The sequence below is a fragment of the Streptomyces sp. NPDC043996 genome (genome assembly GCF_056435225.1).
The window spans coordinates 1-14,018 of sequence record NZ_JBWKEY010000023.1; the positions used below are offsets into that span (position 1 = coordinate 1).

The window sequence follows — 14,018 nt, forward strand, 5'->3', positions numbered from 1 at the left end:
CAACAACCGACTCATCCGCACTGCACCATGCACCTACAAGATCCCGCTCACCGAACTCTTGACATCGTCATCGGGGCCTTAACTTCGTGGGATTGCTCGATCGACCTGGTCCGCTACCGGTACTTCGGCAGCGACCACTTCGGCCTTGAGACCGTGGCCTCCGTCACGGGGCACTCGGCCGAGGCCAGGCGGGCGCGGCGCGGCCGGGAGAGTCCCGGTCCCGGCGCAGGCTGGTTCGATGGCTGACCTGGCTGACGCGGTCGACGAGGTACTGGTCGGCCTCGGGGACGGCGTCACCCGGGTGCAGCGCAAGCAGTACCTCGCCTACCGGCGACTGCGGAACTTCGCCACCGTGTGCGTGCCGCAGCAGACCAAGATCCTCGTCTACCTCAAGGCCGACCCGAACGACGTCGACCTTGTTCCCGGGTTCACCCGGGACGTGAAAGGGCTCGGCCACCACGGCACCGGCGACCTGGAGCTGCAGCTGCGCACGGAGCCGGACCTGGAGCGCGCCCAGGACCTCCTCCGCCTGAGCTACGCCGCGGCATAAGGACCTCCCGCCCGAGCGCTGGCCCGAGCGTGGTGTGAAGTTGTGGGTCGTCGTCGTGGTGCTGCCTTTCGACGTGACGGGCTGGGATGTGGTGGTGGACCACTAATGGTGCGGAGGATCCCCGGTTTCGCTAACCGGGGATCTCCTGCTATGAGCTCGTAACAGGATCTTGAGCGGGTGCGCTGGTCGAGCGTGTCCGATGTGACGATCTGGCTGTTGATGGCTGCATGAGTACTCGGCCGTGGATCGTGGATGACGAACCGTGGGAGCTGATCGAGCCGATACTGCCGCCTTGGCCTGAGCGGTCGCCGGGGCCGAAGCCGGTGAACGACCGGGTGTGTCTGCAGGGCATGCTGTATGTCCTGGTCAACGACATAGCCTGGCAACTCCTGCCGCTGGAGCTGGGGTTTGGCTCGGGACAGACCTGCTGGCGCCGACTGGACCGGTGGCAGCAGGCCGGGGCCCTCGACCGGCTGCACCGTATCCTGCTCGCGAAGCTGCACTCGGTCGGCGAACTCGACTGGTCGCGCGCGTGCGTGGACGGCTCCCACATCCGTGCGAAAAAGGGGGACCCGCGACCGGTCCGTCACCGGTCGACCGGCGGAAGACGGGCAGCAAACACCATCTGATCTGCGACGGCAACGGCACCCCGCTCCGTGTCATCACCACCGCCGCGAACGTCAACGACATCACTCAGACCCTCGCCCTGGTGGACGGCATCCCGCCGGTGGCCGGACGCCCTGGTCGTCCCCGCAGGCGCCCCGATGCCATGCTCGGCGACAAGGCGCACGACTCACGGGGCGTGCGCCACGAACTGCGCCGACGTCGGATCCTGCCGGTGATCTCCCGCAAGGGTTGCCCAAACATCAAGGGCCTCGGCAAGCTTCGATACGTCGTCGAGCAGACCTTCGCCCTGCTCCACCAGTTCAAACGCCTCGCCGTCCGGTGGGAGCGACGCGTCGAACTACACGATGCCTTCCTCTCGGTGGCCTGCAGCCTCATCTGCTGGAGGCGCTTCAAGAAGGCCAATTCACGACCCGCTACGAACTCTCCTGCATAGCCATACGGCGATGCGTGACGGCCAGTCGTACGGTGTAGGCCAGGCAGAGGACGGCCAGGATGGGGAGGACGAGCAGCGTGGGGTTCACCCAGGCCGGGACCAGGTCGTAACCCGCGTGGCACTTTTCGCGCAACGGGTACCACTGCCCGAATTCACGGAAGTGCGCACTGCGGTACGCCGAGTCGAAGGCCTGGCCTGCACTGTGGCATTCCTCTTCCGTGTCCAGCCCACCGGCCAAGGCGCCGATGAGGTAGGTGACCCCAGTCCCCAGCAGAAGGAACACGGCGGTCACGGCGAACCAGACGGGACTGCGCCGCCATCTTCCGGCGAAAAACGGGTAACACCAGAGCCCAATCAGGACAGGCGCGAGGATCAATATGATGCTCATGCAGTAACCCTGCCAGCTCTTCCTGCCCTACGTGGCCCCTGCCGCCCGCTTGGCGGCCAGCCCGCGGAGACACCGGGGCCGCCAGTGGGCAGTGGGGGGGCGGGCGGCTTGCTGGTCGCGGTTAGCACTGGTTCAGCCAGGTGGCGCGGCGCATCCAGATACGGACGCTAGGAGCGGGTCGCTTCCTGTCCGACGACATGTATACGGTGCCGGGCAATATTGCGGGGGTGGGTGGGGTTGAGGAACCACTTGCGGGCCGAGGCCAGCCACCAGGTGCCGCAGAAGGCGATGACGGCACCGACGGCGATGGGCGCGTAGTTGAAGGTCTCGGCGGTGATGGGTGAGCTCTGCGGCAGCATGAACAGCACGGTGATCGCAAGCACCCAGATGACGGCGATGGTGCCGACGATGGTGGACCAGGAGCCGAGGTGCCAGGGGCCGCGTTCGAACCGGTAGCCCTGGCGTAGTCGCAGGAAGGTGGGAATAACGTAGGCGATGTACAGGCCGATGGTCGCGATCGAGGTGACGGCCGCGTAGGCGGTGCTGTTCCACAGGTAGGGCAGGCCGAGGATGAAGGCGCTGCTGGTGGCGAGCCAGACGGCGTGGGTGGGGGTGCGGGTGCCGGGGTGGAGCTTGTGCCAGATGCGGGAGTAGGGCAGGGCGCCGTCGCGGGAGAAGGCGTAGATCATGCGGGAGTTGGCGGTCACCGAGGCCATGCCGCAGAAGAGCTGGGCGATGATGATGACCACGAGGAGCCACTTGCCCGTCGCCGCGCCGAGGGCGTCCAGGAGGATCTGCGCCGGGGGCACCCCCGTGCTGGATCCGAGGGCGCCGCCGTAGGACTGGATGGCGTAAGTGAAGCCGAAGAGGAGGACGAATCCGGCCGCGAGGGAGACGAGGATCGAGCGGACGATGCCCTTGGGCCCGGCGGTGGCCGCGTCGATGGTCTCCTCGGTCATGTGGGCGGAGGCGTCGTAGCCGGTGAAGGTGTATTGCGCCATCAGCAGCCCGATCAACACCACATAGGCGGTGGAGGCGAAGCCGGTGTTGTTGACCAGCTCGCCGAAGACGAAGCGGGTGGACTGATGGTGGTCAGGGACGAGCACCAGGGCGGCGCAGATGACGAGGACTCCGAGGATGTGCCACCAGATGGAGATCTCGTTGAGGAAGGCGACGATCCGCACGCCGAAGGTGTTCAGCACCCCGTGCAGCACCAGGATGATCCCGAAGAGCGTGATGGTGTGGCCGGGCGTGGCGGTGTAGCCGAACTGGAGGTCGAGGAGGGCGTTGAGGAAGGTGGCGGCGCCGAAGTCGATGCCTGCGGTGACCGCGACCTGGCCGAGGGTGTTGAACCAGCCGGTGAACCACGCCCAGGCCGCCGCCGACCGTCTGGGGGCCATGCGGTGCGCCCAGAAGTACAGGCCCGCGCTGGTGGGGTACGAGGAGCAGACCTCGGCCATCGACAGGCCGACGAACAGCGTCATCACCCCGACGAACAGCCAGCCCCACATCATCACGGCCGGGCCACCGGTGTTCATGCCGTAGCCGTAGAGCGTCATGCAGCCCGACAGGATGGAGATGATCGTGAAGCTGACGCCGAAGTTGGCCCGTCCCGACATGGAGCGGGACAGGGTCTGCCGGTAGCCGAGCTGCTTGAGGCGTTCCTCGTCCGAGACGCGGGAGACATCGAGAGGCACAGGCCTTTCCGTCCTTTCTGCCAGAGGGAGACGCTGGGCTGTCAGGGGATGCGGCGCCGGGACGGGCTGTAGGCCCAGGCGCGGTGCCGCAGGAACAACCGACGGGCATCACCGCAGTACGCCCACGGGACACGCGTGGCGTAGGGGCCGATCGCGTCGAAGACCTCGGACGCCTCCGCGTGGCGATTGGCGAACGACAGGGCGTGCGCGAGGTAGTTGGCGTCGTCGGCGAAGCAGGCGTGCGGGTGCGGCGCGCGGTAGTGCCACCAGCGCTCCATCGCTTGGTCGATCTGTGGGCAGTCGACCCAGGGATGGATCATCAGCCCGTAGGAGTCCTGGTTCTGCTGCTGTCGGCAGTGGTGGATTTCGGCAAGCACCACCAGAGGAAGGACCGCGATCGGCACGCCCCTGGGGGCCATAGCGACCTGTTCCTCGGCCCACCACATCGCCTCGCCTGGCTTGCCGTGGTGGCGGGGGAAAAGATAGGTGACGACCTCGTGGTGCGCCTCGCGGTTCCACGGATCGCGCTGCTTGATCTCTTCCCACACCTGGCAGAGCGTGCTGCGGTCGGGGCTGTGGGTGCGCAGCAATGCGAGCATGACGACCAGGGGTGCCACGTCCTGCGGCCAGATATCCAGCGCCATCAGACACGCGGCCCAGGCCTCCTCCATCTGGGTCCGACCGTCGTGGCCTGCGATCATCGCGCGTAGGGCCAGCACGTTGGCGAGCAGGGCCAGGGCGTGGGGGGAGTGGGGCTCCGCCTCGGCCCAGGTATCGGCGAACCGCAGCCGTGCTCCCGCCTCGGCGAGCACTTGGAGACGGAAGATCCTCCGGTCCCAGTCAGGCCCGGTGGCGGTGAGCATGTCGCGCGGCCCCTCCCACCGGCCCATCGCAGCGTCCTCAAGGACGTGCCGCAGTGCTGTGTCGTCTCTCGCCGGGTGCGAATCAAGCATGGTGGACATGAGGCGGCTTCTTGCGGGTGAGTGGGGTCCCTGCTCCGGGATGCCTGGCTTCGCCGCAGGGGAGTCGGGCCCAACTTCGGCCAGGCCCCCGGAGCAGGGAGCTTGAGGTGTGGACACAGTGCGCTGCCCCTGGGCGCGGTGGCGGACATTGCTATCGCGATGCCTGCCACCGCAATCGGGGGCGGTTGTGAACCTTGCCCGGCGCACATGCAAGCACCGGCGCAACCATCAGTAGTCCCCCTCTTCCTCATGGTCGCAAGATGCGTGCTCGAACCAACTTCAAAGTGAGTACGAGGTTCTGGGGCGGGAATTCACCCGGGTGGTGAGCGCAAGTGTGCCGATTTCCTCTTAATTCCCAGGTCACACCCATGATCCAGTGGCTTGGTCGGGGTGAGTGGCTGCGTCGGGCCGACGCTGCTTCCTCTACTTCTCTGGGTGTTCGGGCGCGTGGTGACGCCCGCTGCGGCTGTCGCTCAGGCGTCGGCTGCGCCTGTCGCAAGGAGGTGGGTGGAGTCAGCGGCATGACGGGAGTGTGGAGGGCGCATCAGTAAAGGATTCTCCAAATCCCCGTACTCACTCTGAAGATGGTTCGCACGCGCATCTTGCAAAAGGTGCGGGAGTAGGAGGTAGGGATGGATGCGCTGGCGCGCACGAGTGTGCCAGCGCCAGTCTCCGGCGGTCGTGAGGTGATGTGGCCGTGGCGCTCTATGCGAGTCGACGATTGACCAGATGGCAGCCAGCGGCGTGGGCGGGGTCCTGTGCCGCGGGGCTGCTGATCGTGGCGGCGTGCAGCGATTCCGGGACCCGTGATCCAGCGGGGGAGAGCTCCGCCGGCGCGGGGCGTGAGAGCGCGTCACGTTCGGACCGGTCCGAAGCCTCGCGTTCGACGTCGGCGCCGGATGCGCTGCGAGCGCGGGCGACTGCGGCGTACCTCGGCATGTGGAAGGACATGGTGCAGGCTGGGAGAACGTCGGACTGGAAGGCACCGGAGCTAGCGAGGCACGCCACCGGTGACGCCCTGAGCGCGATCTCCCGGAGTCTGTACGCCGACCACTACAACGGTCTGATCACCAAGGGACGCCCGGAGAACCGCCCTGAGGTCACCATGCTGGAACCGCTTGCGGCCCCCACCACGGCGGTGATCAAAGACTGTGGTGACTCGACGCGCTGGCTGAAGTACCGCAAGCGCAGCGGGGAGTTGGTCAACGACAAGCCAGGCGGGCGTCGCTCGATCACTGCTGAGGTGCAGCGGCAGGCCGACGGCGCCTGGAAGGTCATCCGCTTCGCCGTGAAGGGAATCGGATCATGCTGAGGCGGCGTACGACGCTCGTCTCCCTGCTGGCTGCCGCAGTCGTGGGGATCAGCACGGTACCGGCCGTGGCCGATGACGGCTGGTACTTCCTGGACTGCGGGCAGGCCCCGGCCCCTGGGTGCCACCTGGGTGCCGGGAAAGGGGGTGGTGGCGGCGCAGGTGACCGAGAGGCGACTCCGCGACATGGCGGGCCTGCGCTGCCACCCCGGCACGGTGACAGCGGTGGCAGCGAAGAAGGCAGGAGAGATAGCCAGCGGCGGAATCCGAATCTCCCGAAGTGCACTTATAGGCGCAGCGATTACGAGCCGCCCGCCCCGGTGGTTCGTGCGGGGTTTCGTGAGCGGCCGGTGCTAACGGGGCATCCGGACGTTGTGTTGGCCGTATTCGCCGGACGGCCGACCCCCAACGGCCAGTCGCAGGTGGCTGATCCGAAGCCGGGGCAACCGGGTTCCTGGTACGTCTACAAGTGCTCCGGCAACGGCGTACGGGACGCGTTCTACCGGCCGCCGATCTGGATGCCCGATGCACCACAGAGCGAAGGTGGCGAGGAAGCGCCCGCTCCCGCTCCGTCACCGGGGCAGCTCGCGCAGCAAGCGCGCGAGCAACTCCGGCTGACTTCGGCGGAGATCTCGGCCAGCCCGCCGGACGAGCAACTGGTGCATCTACCGACGTGGCTGTGGCTGGACCGGGGGAGCTGGCGGGCGGTGTCGGCCACCGCTGCGGTGCCGGGCGTGTCGGTGACGGCGGTGGCGCGACCGACGAAGGCCGTGTGGAAGCTCGGCGACGGCAGCACGGCGACGTGCAAGGGGCCGGGGACTCCCTACGCGGCAGCGACGGACCCGAAGCGGCCGTCCCCTGACTGCGGGCACACCTATCGCTCCTCCTCGGCCGGGCAACCGGGCGGCGCGTATCCGGTCTCCGCGACCGTCCACTGGTCGGTGTCCTGGTCCGGAGGTGGAGAGAGCGGCACCTTCCCGGGGCTGACGACGACCTCGGAGGCCGATTTCCGGGTGGCGGAGAGCCAGGCACTGAACACCGAGGACCGACGGTAGGCGGGGGAGGCTGCTACTGATGAGCACGCGGGTACGGACCAGGGGCGGGAGCGGCACCGAGGAAAGTGCGGCGGTCCGCTGGAAGAAGGGGGGCGAGAGGCCTCGGGCGCCGTCGCGGGTCGCCGGTGCACCTCGACGGCGTCGAGTGCCGTACTTGCTGGTCGGAGTGTTGTTGGTTCTCGGCTGCACGACAGGGGGAGTGTTTGTCACCTTGGAGTTGGGGGACCGGATGACGGTGCTGGAGCTGGCCCGCCCGGTGGCCGTGGGGCAGGAGTTGCACGCTCGCGATCTGCGCGAGGTCAGCCTGTCGAAGGACAGCGGCGCCGACACCGTATCGGCCGATTCCCGCAAGGCCGTTGAAGGGCGCTCGGCGGCGTACACCTTGCCTGCGGGGACGCTGTTGACCGAGAGCTTGTTGGGCAGCCCGGAGGTTCCTCGACCAGGGCAGGGCGTCGCCGCGGTAGGCCTGAAGTCTGGGCAGTTCCCCTCGGGGCTCCAGCCGGGGCACCGCGTCATCGTCGTAGGGACGCCGGAGCGAGAGGGTCACGCCAGCGAGGCACCCGCCGGAGAGGACGCGAACACCTCGTCCTGGCGGGCTGTGGTCGTCGATGTGCGCCGGGCCAGCGATGAGGAACTGACCGTTATCACCCTTCAGCTAGGGGAAGCGGACGCCGGCGAGCTGGCCGCTGCCCCCGAGGGTGCCCTGCGTGTCGTGGTGGTGCATGGGGGTGGCCGACGATGACGTTGGTCGTGGTGTGCAGCCTGAAGGGCTCACCCGGGGTAACGACCACAGCCCTAGGGCTCGGGGGTGCCTGGCCGTCCGGGCAGCGAACAGTGGTCGTGGAGTGCGACCCGGCAGGCGGAGATCTGATAGCTCGCTACCGGCTCGCGCTCTCTCCGGGCCTCGTGAGCCTGACGGCCGCCGCCCGGCGGGCTTCGCAGCCCAGCCTCGTGTGGCAGCACGCGCAGAAGCTCCCGGGCGGACTGCCCGTAGTGGGCGGGCCGCCGGGCGCGGAGCAGGCGCGCGCGGCGGTGGAGCAGCTCGGCCGCGACGGGGCGACCGTGTTGCGGAAGGCGGCAGACCGGGCCGGGGCCGTGGTCATTGCGGACTGCGGCCGCGTAGGCGCGGACGCGCCGACGGTCCCGGTGCTCCACCAAGCCGACGTCGTACTACTGCTCGCCCGCGCCCGGGACGACGCCCTCGCGCACGTGGCGACGGCGGTGGAGGCCGTGGAGCACTGGCCACGGAGACCGTGCTTCGTACTCGTGGGCGACGGCTACAGGTCGGACGAGGTGGCCCGTGAGCTAGGCATCGAGGTGATGGCTCGGCTCCCCGAAGATCCCCGGGGTGCGGCGGCGTTCCGGGGAGTCGGCGGGCGGCGTTCGGCTCCCGAGCGGTCGGTGCTGGGGAAGGCATTCGCGGTGCTGGCAGTGCAGGTCGCTGATGACGCGACCGAGCTCTCCAAGGGGGCGGTCTCATCCGGTGAACTCGCCGCTCCTGCACTTCACTTCAGCATTTCGGCAAGCGGAGGTGGGCCTGATAGTCCCGGCCCGACTGGGAACGGAGATGTGGGATGACCAGGCCGACGGACCGGGGCTCGTTGCCTGCCGGGGCCGCTCCTTCGCATCAGGACCGCAACGGAGTACTCGGACGTAGTTTGGGGGCGGGCGTCCGTGGCCCATCCGATGTGCCGGGCCTGACGGTGGGGCCGTACGAGAGCGCCGAGGGCGAGCGGTTGCGGCAGCACCTACGCCGTGAGCTGTCGGCGCGGCTGGCCGAGCGCTTCCGTGTCGATGAGGCAGCCGGGCGTCCCCAAGGGGCCGAGGCTGGGCGACGCGCTGAGGCGGAGACGATCCTTGCCGATGCCGCCGAGGAGCACGCACGCAACCAGCTCGCGGGTGGCGAGCGCGTCGTAGCATCCGATGTGGAACAGCAGGCTATCACTGCCGTCCTTAACGAGGTCTTCGGCCTCGCCGGTCTGGAACCGCTGCTCCGCAACCCAGACGTCGAGAACATCAACATCAACGGTGATCGGGTCTTCGTACGCTATTCGGACGGCCGCCGTGAGCAAATGCCGTCCGTCGTGGGCTCGGACGCAGAACTGGTCCAGCTCATCAGAGACCTCGCTGCCCGCTCGGGCGTGGAGGAACGCCGTTTCGACCGCGGAAGCCCAGGCGTCAGCTTCCACCTTCCCGGTGGTGAGAGGGTGTTCGCGGTCATGGCGGTCACTGCCAGGCCATCGGTGTCCATCCGGAGGCACCGGTACAAGACCGTATCCCTCGCCGAACTGCGCCGCGTTGGCACCGTCGACCGCGAGCTGGAAGCCTTCCTTGGCGCGATGGTCCGAGCCCGGAAGAACGTCCTGGTCACCGGCGGCACCACGATCGGCAAGACCACCTTGCTGCGCGCCCTCGCTGCGGAAATTCCGCCCTGGGAACGCCTGATCACCATCGAGGACGTCTTCGAGCTCAGTCTGGATGCCGATGGAGAGGCGCACCCAGACATCATCGCGATGCAGGCCCGCGAGGCCAATATTGAGGGTCAGGGAGCCATCAGCCAGGCTGAGTTGGTGCGGTGGGCGCTGCGTATGTCTCCCGACCGGGTCATCGTCGGCGAAGTCCGGGGTCCCGAAGTGATCCCGATGTGCAACGCCATGAGCCAGGGCAACGACGGGTCCATGGCCACCCTGCACGCCTCCACCAGTCGCGGGGCGTTCACTCGGCTCGCCGCGTACGCCGTCCAAGGGCCCGAACACCTCCCCTTGGAGGCCACCAACCTCCTCGTCGCTTCCGCCCTGGACTTCGTCGTTCACCTGCAGCGGCCGCCGGGCGAGTCCGGCCAGCGCGTGGTGTCCTCCGTACGCGAGGTGATCGACGCCGACGGGCCGCAGATCGTCTCCAACGAGGTGTACCGGCCCGGGGCGGAGCTGCGCGCGGTGCCTGGTGTGCCGCTGCGCGCCGAGACCCTGGATGACCTGGTGGCTGCGGGTTTCGATCCGGGGCGCCAGGGACGTACTGACCCGCGGCAGGCCGATCAGGGGTGGCCGTGATGAACGCCTACGTACAGCTGTCAGCCCTGTGTGGCCTGGGCGTCGGTGCCGGTGTGGTGCTTGTGATACGCGGATGGCGCGGGCGCTCAGAGCCTCTTGTCCCGTCGTCGCCCGACCGGGACCGATGGACAGCTCGGCGGCGAGCGCACGCGAGGCACTGGCTGACGGCTTCGCTTGCTTCGGGCCTGCTCGCCGGGGCGTTTACCGGATGGGTGGTCGGGGGTTTGCTCGCCGCCCTGGCGGTCTGGAGTCTGCCGGGGTTGCTCGGCATCGGGACGGCGGACCGGCAGCGGCTCGCCCGGATAGAGGGGATCGCCGGGTGGAGCGAGATGCTCCGGGACACTCTCGCCGCGGCCGCGGGTCTTGAGCAGGCGGTCATGTCCACCGCGCGCGCCGCGCCCCAGGCCGTACGCCCCCAGGTGATGGAACTGTCCGTCCGCCTTGAACGCGGCGAGCGCCTCGCCCCCGCCCTGCGGCAACTGGCCGACGAACTGGACGACCCGACCGCGGACCTTGTCCTGGTCGCGCTGATCCTGTCGGCTCAGCACCCGGCCCGGCAGCTCGCCCCGCTCCTGGGCGAGCTCGCCGCTATGGCGCGAGCCCAAACCGCCATGCACCAGCGCGTGGACGCCGCCCGGGCTCGTACGCGGACGACGGTGCGTGTCGTCGTCACCACCACACTGTCCTTCGCAGGCGGCCTCGTCCTACTCAACCCTGAGTTCTTAGACCCGTACGACTCCCTCGTCGGCCAGCTCGTTCTGCTGGTCATTGGCGTGCTGTTTGCCCTTGCCTTCCAGTGGCTACGCAGACTCGTCCGCATCGAGGGCCCCGAGCGCTTCCTGCGTTCCGCCGACACCTTGACGAGCACACATAGGGCTTCCAAGGCGACAGGGCAGGAGGTGCCCTCGTGATCGTTCCCGTGTTGTTGGGCGCCGGCACCGGTCTAGGACTGTGGGCCCTCGTGGTCTGGCTCGTTCCGCCGCACCCTCCGCTGGCTGAGCTGCTTGCCCGGCTGCACGCGGAACCGAAACCGCGCCCCCTCCTTGACGCTCACGACGGGGGATGGGCCGTTCGTATGGGAGCTCCGTTCACCGCGCTGCTGTGCATGCTCGGACTTCCACAACGCGGCATCGAGAAGGACCTGGTCATCACCGAACGATCGGCCGACCACCACCTCGCGGAGAAGGCCGCCCTCACCATCACCGGCCTGTTCCTGCCGTTGATGATCGAGCTGGCGCTGGCCATCGGCGGCCAGCCACTGCCATGGCACCTTCCAACGGGAGCCGCTCTTGGCCTCGCCGTAGGCGGCTTCTTGCTCCCCGATCTGTCCGTACGAGCGGAGGCCCACCGCCGTCGCGCCGCCTTCCGGCATGCCCTCAGCTCCTACCTGAACTTGATCCACATCCTGCTCGCCGGAGGCGCGGGCGTCGACGCCGCCCTGCACGACGCCGCCGACGCCGGTCAGGGGTGGGCGTTCCGGCAGCTGAGGCGCGCGCTTAACACCGCACGCCTGACGCGCAGCACCCCCTGGAGCACCTTGCGTCAGCTCGGGGAGGACCTGGCGATCAGCGAGCTGACGGAGCTCGCCGCCACGCTCTCCCTCGCTGGTACAGAGGGTTCGAAGATCCGCGCATCGCTGGCAGCAAAGGCCGTTGCCATGCGCGGCCAGGATGGCGCGGTGGCCGAAGGACGGGCCAACGCGGCCACCGAGCGGATGGCCCTGCCAGGGATGCTCATGGCCTTCGGCTTCGTCCTCTTCGTCTTCTATCCGGCACTCACCCAGATCACCGACTCGCTATGACGCCGCGACGACACCGAAAGGAGACCAGCCGTGCTCCTGCACCCTTCCTCGTGGACCCGGCGGCACCAGCTCGGCAAGGCCTTGCGAGCCTGGGCCCGGGACGACCGCGGGATGACCACCGAACACGTCATCTGGATCGCCTTCGCCGCCACCCTCGCCTTGGCGGTGACGGGGTTGTTCGGCCCGGACATCCTGGCCGCGGCGCGCAGCGTCCGCTTCCGCTGAGAGGGCTTCCGCGACGACTGTACGACGAGGGCGGCACCGTCACCCTGGAGATGGTGTTCGTCATGCCGCTGGTCCTCACAGTCGTCCTCCTCCTCGCCCAGACCGCCCTGTACCTCCACGCCGACCACATCGCCCACGCCACCGCCTCCCACGCCCTGGCGGCCACCCGCGTCCACAACGGCAGCGTGGCCGCCGGACACAGAGAGGCGGACCGCGTCCTGGACCAACTGGGCCGCGGCTCGCTGCAGGGCACCCGAGTCCTGGTGGACCGTGGTGCCGACCGCGCTGAGGTACGAGTCAGGGGGACCGCCAGCAGCGTCCTGCCCTTCCTGCACCTGCCGGTGCGGGCACGCGCTGTCGGCCCGATCGAGGCCTTCACTCCCGGGGTGACTCCGCCGTGAAGCGCGCATGGTCCGATGCCGGTTCGGCAACGGTCGAACTCGTGCTCATCATCCCGTTATTAGTACTGATGCTATGGTTTCTGGTCTTCTGCGGCCGCATGACTGATTCTCGGTTGCGTGTCGAGGACGCCGCCCACCAGGCGGCCCGCGCCGCGAGCCTGCAGCGGACGGCTGGCGCTGCCAACGCGCACGCCCGCATTACCGCGTCCTTGGTGCTGCGCGAGGCAGGTATCACCTGTCGGTCCCTCACCGTCGACACGAGCGGCAGCGTGCAGCCCGGCGGCACCATCACCGTCACGGTCACCTGCCGCGTCGACCTTCACGACCTGGCGCTCCTGCACGTGCCGGGCACTCAGACGCTCGCGGCGGACTTCGCGGCGCCGGTCGACACCTTCCGCAGCAGAACTCTTGGGTTCGCGAATTCTGCAGTGCTGTGGAGTACGAACCGAGGTATGAGGGCCGAGCAGTGAGCGCGCGTGGGCACTTGGGTTCATGCCCCGCGCGTCGAGCGCGCTCGCGCTCTTGCCTGGCAGGTTGCTCGTGCGGTGCGCCAGACGTTCTCGAACTCTCCGGCGGTGAGGTTCTGCGGATCGTGGGCGTCCCATTCGTGGACGGGCACCTCCGCCGTGGCGCTGAACGTTGCCTCGTACGCTGCGAGGGCTCCGGCCTGCTGGGCGACTTGCCATTCGGTCAACGAGGCAGCGGCGACGGGCTGCTGGAGCGGTCCTTGGAGTTCAACCTGGCGGGTGACCCAACCGTCGGCGTCGGCCTCGAAGTAGAACCAGGTGTCTTCCTCGGCCCAGTAGCTGCGAAACCAACGCGTCATGACGTCATTGTCCGTGATGGCGGTGAGTCATGCCGGCGGGGTGGCGTCACTGAATCCGGGGTGGTCGACAACGTCCATGTAGCGAAGGCTGGCGTTGATGGACAGGCCGAACATGTCGTGCAGGCGCTTGGCTTTTCCGCGACCGAACCTGCGGCCTTTCCAGCAGCGGCGACGGATCAAGAAGGGGAGGCCGCGTGACGTACCTGGGTCCCCAACGCGCTCGTATGGGGCGCGACGACGGGCAAGTCACCGTCTTCGTCGTCCTCATCACGGCGGCCGTGGTGATGTTCACCGGCCTCGTCGTTGACGGCGGTCTCGCTCTGGCCGCCAAGGTCCGCGCCATCGGCGAGGCACAGGAAGCGGCCCGCTCGGGCGCCCAGGCCATCGACCTCGCTGCCTACCGGAACGACGGCTCCGTGCGTCTGCTCCCGGGCGAAGCCCACCGCCGTGCCCACGATTACTTGGCTGCCACTGGCGACACCGGGGTGGTAAAGACCACGCCGACCACGGTCACCGTGACGGTCACCGCACGCCAGCGTACGCGGTTCCTCGGTCTGCTTGGCGTGGACACCCTTACGGTCACCGCGACCGGGACCGCCCATCCCGTCCGTGACTTCGAGGGCCCAGACCGGTAGGCCGGTGCTGCCATGTCCGTACGCTGCGTTCCCCACTGGCGGATGCATCCTGCGGCGCC

At 68.4% G+C, this 14,018-nt stretch carries 16 protein-coding genes and 1 pseudogene; 13 read left to right on the forward strand and 4 right to left on the reverse strand.

What is annotated here, in order from left to right; translation table 11 throughout:
- Positions 1 to 96: 96 nt before the first annotated feature.
- Together AC07A4_RS39595 and AC07A4_RS39600 are read left to right on the forward strand one after the other, a co-directional pair.
- A pseudogene (locus AC07A4_RS39595) lies at positions 97 to 550 on the forward strand (DUF5655 domain-containing protein); the annotation flags it as partial.
- A gap of 227 nt (positions 551 to 777) precedes the next feature.
- Positions 778 to 1,610 (forward strand): IS5 family transposase gene (locus tag AC07A4_RS39600; RefSeq protein WP_478608982.1). Its coding sequence is split into 2 segments (ribosomal slippage): positions 778 to 1,095 and positions 1,098 to 1,610, totalling 831 coding nucleotides; the frame shifts between segments, so codons are not numbered across the junction.
- Here AC07A4_RS39600 and AC07A4_RS39605 read toward each other — a convergent pair.
- The 3 genes from AC07A4_RS39605 to AC07A4_RS39615 form a co-directional block, all read right to left on the reverse strand.
- Positions 1,591 to 1,998, reverse strand: coding sequence for a hypothetical protein (locus AC07A4_RS39605; protein ID WP_478608985.1), 408 nt, complete (start codon positions 1,996 to 1,998; stop codon positions 1,591 to 1,593). The genes AC07A4_RS39600 and AC07A4_RS39605 overlap by 20 nt on opposite strands.
- Positions 1,999 to 2,165: 167 nt before the next feature.
- A complete protein-coding gene (locus tag AC07A4_RS39610; protein ID WP_478608987.1) occupies positions 2,166 to 3,695 on the reverse strand; it encodes an amino acid permease in 1,530 nt (509 codons plus the stop codon).
- Positions 3,696 to 3,736: 41 nt separating this feature from the next.
- The gene (locus AC07A4_RS39615) at positions 3,737 to 4,657 is read right to left on the reverse strand and encodes a hypothetical protein (protein WP_478608989.1); all 921 of its coding nucleotides are present in this window, start codon (positions 4,655 to 4,657) and stop codon (positions 3,737 to 3,739) included.
- Positions 4,658 to 5,594: 937 nt separating this feature from the next.
- Here AC07A4_RS39615 and AC07A4_RS39620 point away from each other — a divergent pair.
- From AC07A4_RS39620 to AC07A4_RS39665, 10 genes are all read left to right on the forward strand, one after another.
- Positions 5,595 to 5,969, forward strand: coding sequence for a hypothetical protein (locus AC07A4_RS39620; protein WP_478608992.1), 375 nt, complete (start codon positions 5,595 to 5,597; stop codon positions 5,967 to 5,969).
- Positions 5,970 to 6,343: 374 nt separating this feature from the next.
- Entirely contained in the window at positions 6,344 to 7,021 is a 678-nt protein-coding gene (locus AC07A4_RS39625; protein ID WP_478608995.1) for a hypothetical protein, read from the forward strand.
- 154 nt (positions 7,022 to 7,175) lie between these two features.
- The gene (locus tag AC07A4_RS39630) at positions 7,176 to 7,763 is read left to right on the forward strand and encodes a hypothetical protein (protein ID WP_478608998.1); all 588 of its coding nucleotides are present in this window, start codon (positions 7,176 to 7,178) and stop codon (positions 7,761 to 7,763) included.
- Positions 7,760 to 8,599: a MinD/ParA family ATP-binding protein gene (locus AC07A4_RS39635; RefSeq protein WP_478609000.1), complete on the forward strand. Its 840-nt coding sequence runs from the start codon at positions 7,760 to 7,762 to the stop codon at positions 8,597 to 8,599. The genes AC07A4_RS39630 and AC07A4_RS39635 overlap by 4 nt, the downstream gene beginning before the upstream one ends.
- Before the next feature lie 110 nt (positions 8,600 to 8,709).
- Positions 8,710 to 10,071 carry a CpaF family protein gene (locus AC07A4_RS39640; RefSeq protein WP_478609002.1) on the forward strand — a complete coding sequence of 454 codons (1,362 nt, stop codon included), beginning with the start codon at positions 8,710 to 8,712 and terminating at the stop codon, positions 10,069 to 10,071.
- A 212-nt stretch (positions 10,072 to 10,283) separates the two neighbouring features.
- Entirely contained in the window at positions 10,284 to 10,982 is a 699-nt protein-coding gene (locus AC07A4_RS39645) for a type II secretion system F family protein (protein WP_478609003.1), read from the forward strand.
- On the forward strand, positions 10,979 to 11,872 hold the full coding sequence (locus AC07A4_RS39650) for a type II secretion system F family protein (RefSeq protein WP_478609006.1): 894 nt from the start codon (positions 10,979 to 10,981) through the stop codon (positions 11,870 to 11,872). The genes AC07A4_RS39645 and AC07A4_RS39650 overlap by 4 nt, the downstream gene beginning before the upstream one ends.
- 30 nt (positions 11,873 to 11,902) lie before the next feature.
- The gene (locus AC07A4_RS39655) at positions 11,903 to 12,097 is read left to right on the forward strand and encodes a hypothetical protein (RefSeq protein ID WP_478609147.1); all 195 of its coding nucleotides are present in this window, start codon (positions 11,903 to 11,905) and stop codon (positions 12,095 to 12,097) included.
- Positions 12,098 to 12,141: 44 nt separating this feature from the next.
- Positions 12,142 to 12,498: a pilus assembly protein gene (locus AC07A4_RS39660; RefSeq protein WP_478609139.1), complete on the forward strand. Its 357-nt coding sequence runs from the start codon at positions 12,142 to 12,144 to the stop codon at positions 12,496 to 12,498.
- A complete protein-coding gene (locus tag AC07A4_RS39665) occupies positions 12,495 to 12,968 on the forward strand; it encodes a TadE/TadG family type IV pilus assembly protein (RefSeq protein ID WP_478609008.1) in 474 nt (157 codons plus the stop codon). Before AC07A4_RS39660 ends, AC07A4_RS39665 begins: the two co-directional genes overlap by 4 nt.
- Positions 12,969 to 12,988: 20 nt before the next feature.
- Here AC07A4_RS39665 and AC07A4_RS39670 read toward each other — a convergent pair whose 3' ends face one another.
- On the reverse strand, positions 12,989 to 13,324 hold the full coding sequence (locus AC07A4_RS39670) for a hypothetical protein (protein ID WP_478609010.1): 336 nt from the start codon (positions 13,322 to 13,324) through the stop codon (positions 12,989 to 12,991).
- Positions 13,325 to 13,518: 194 nt separating this feature from the next.
- Between AC07A4_RS39670 and AC07A4_RS39675 the strand changes: the two genes are divergently transcribed.
- Positions 13,519 to 13,959: a pilus assembly protein TadG-related protein gene (locus AC07A4_RS39675; RefSeq protein ID WP_478609013.1), complete on the forward strand. Its 441-nt coding sequence runs from the start codon at positions 13,519 to 13,521 to the stop codon at positions 13,957 to 13,959.
- The last annotated feature ends 59 nt before the right edge of the window (positions 13,960 to 14,018 follow it).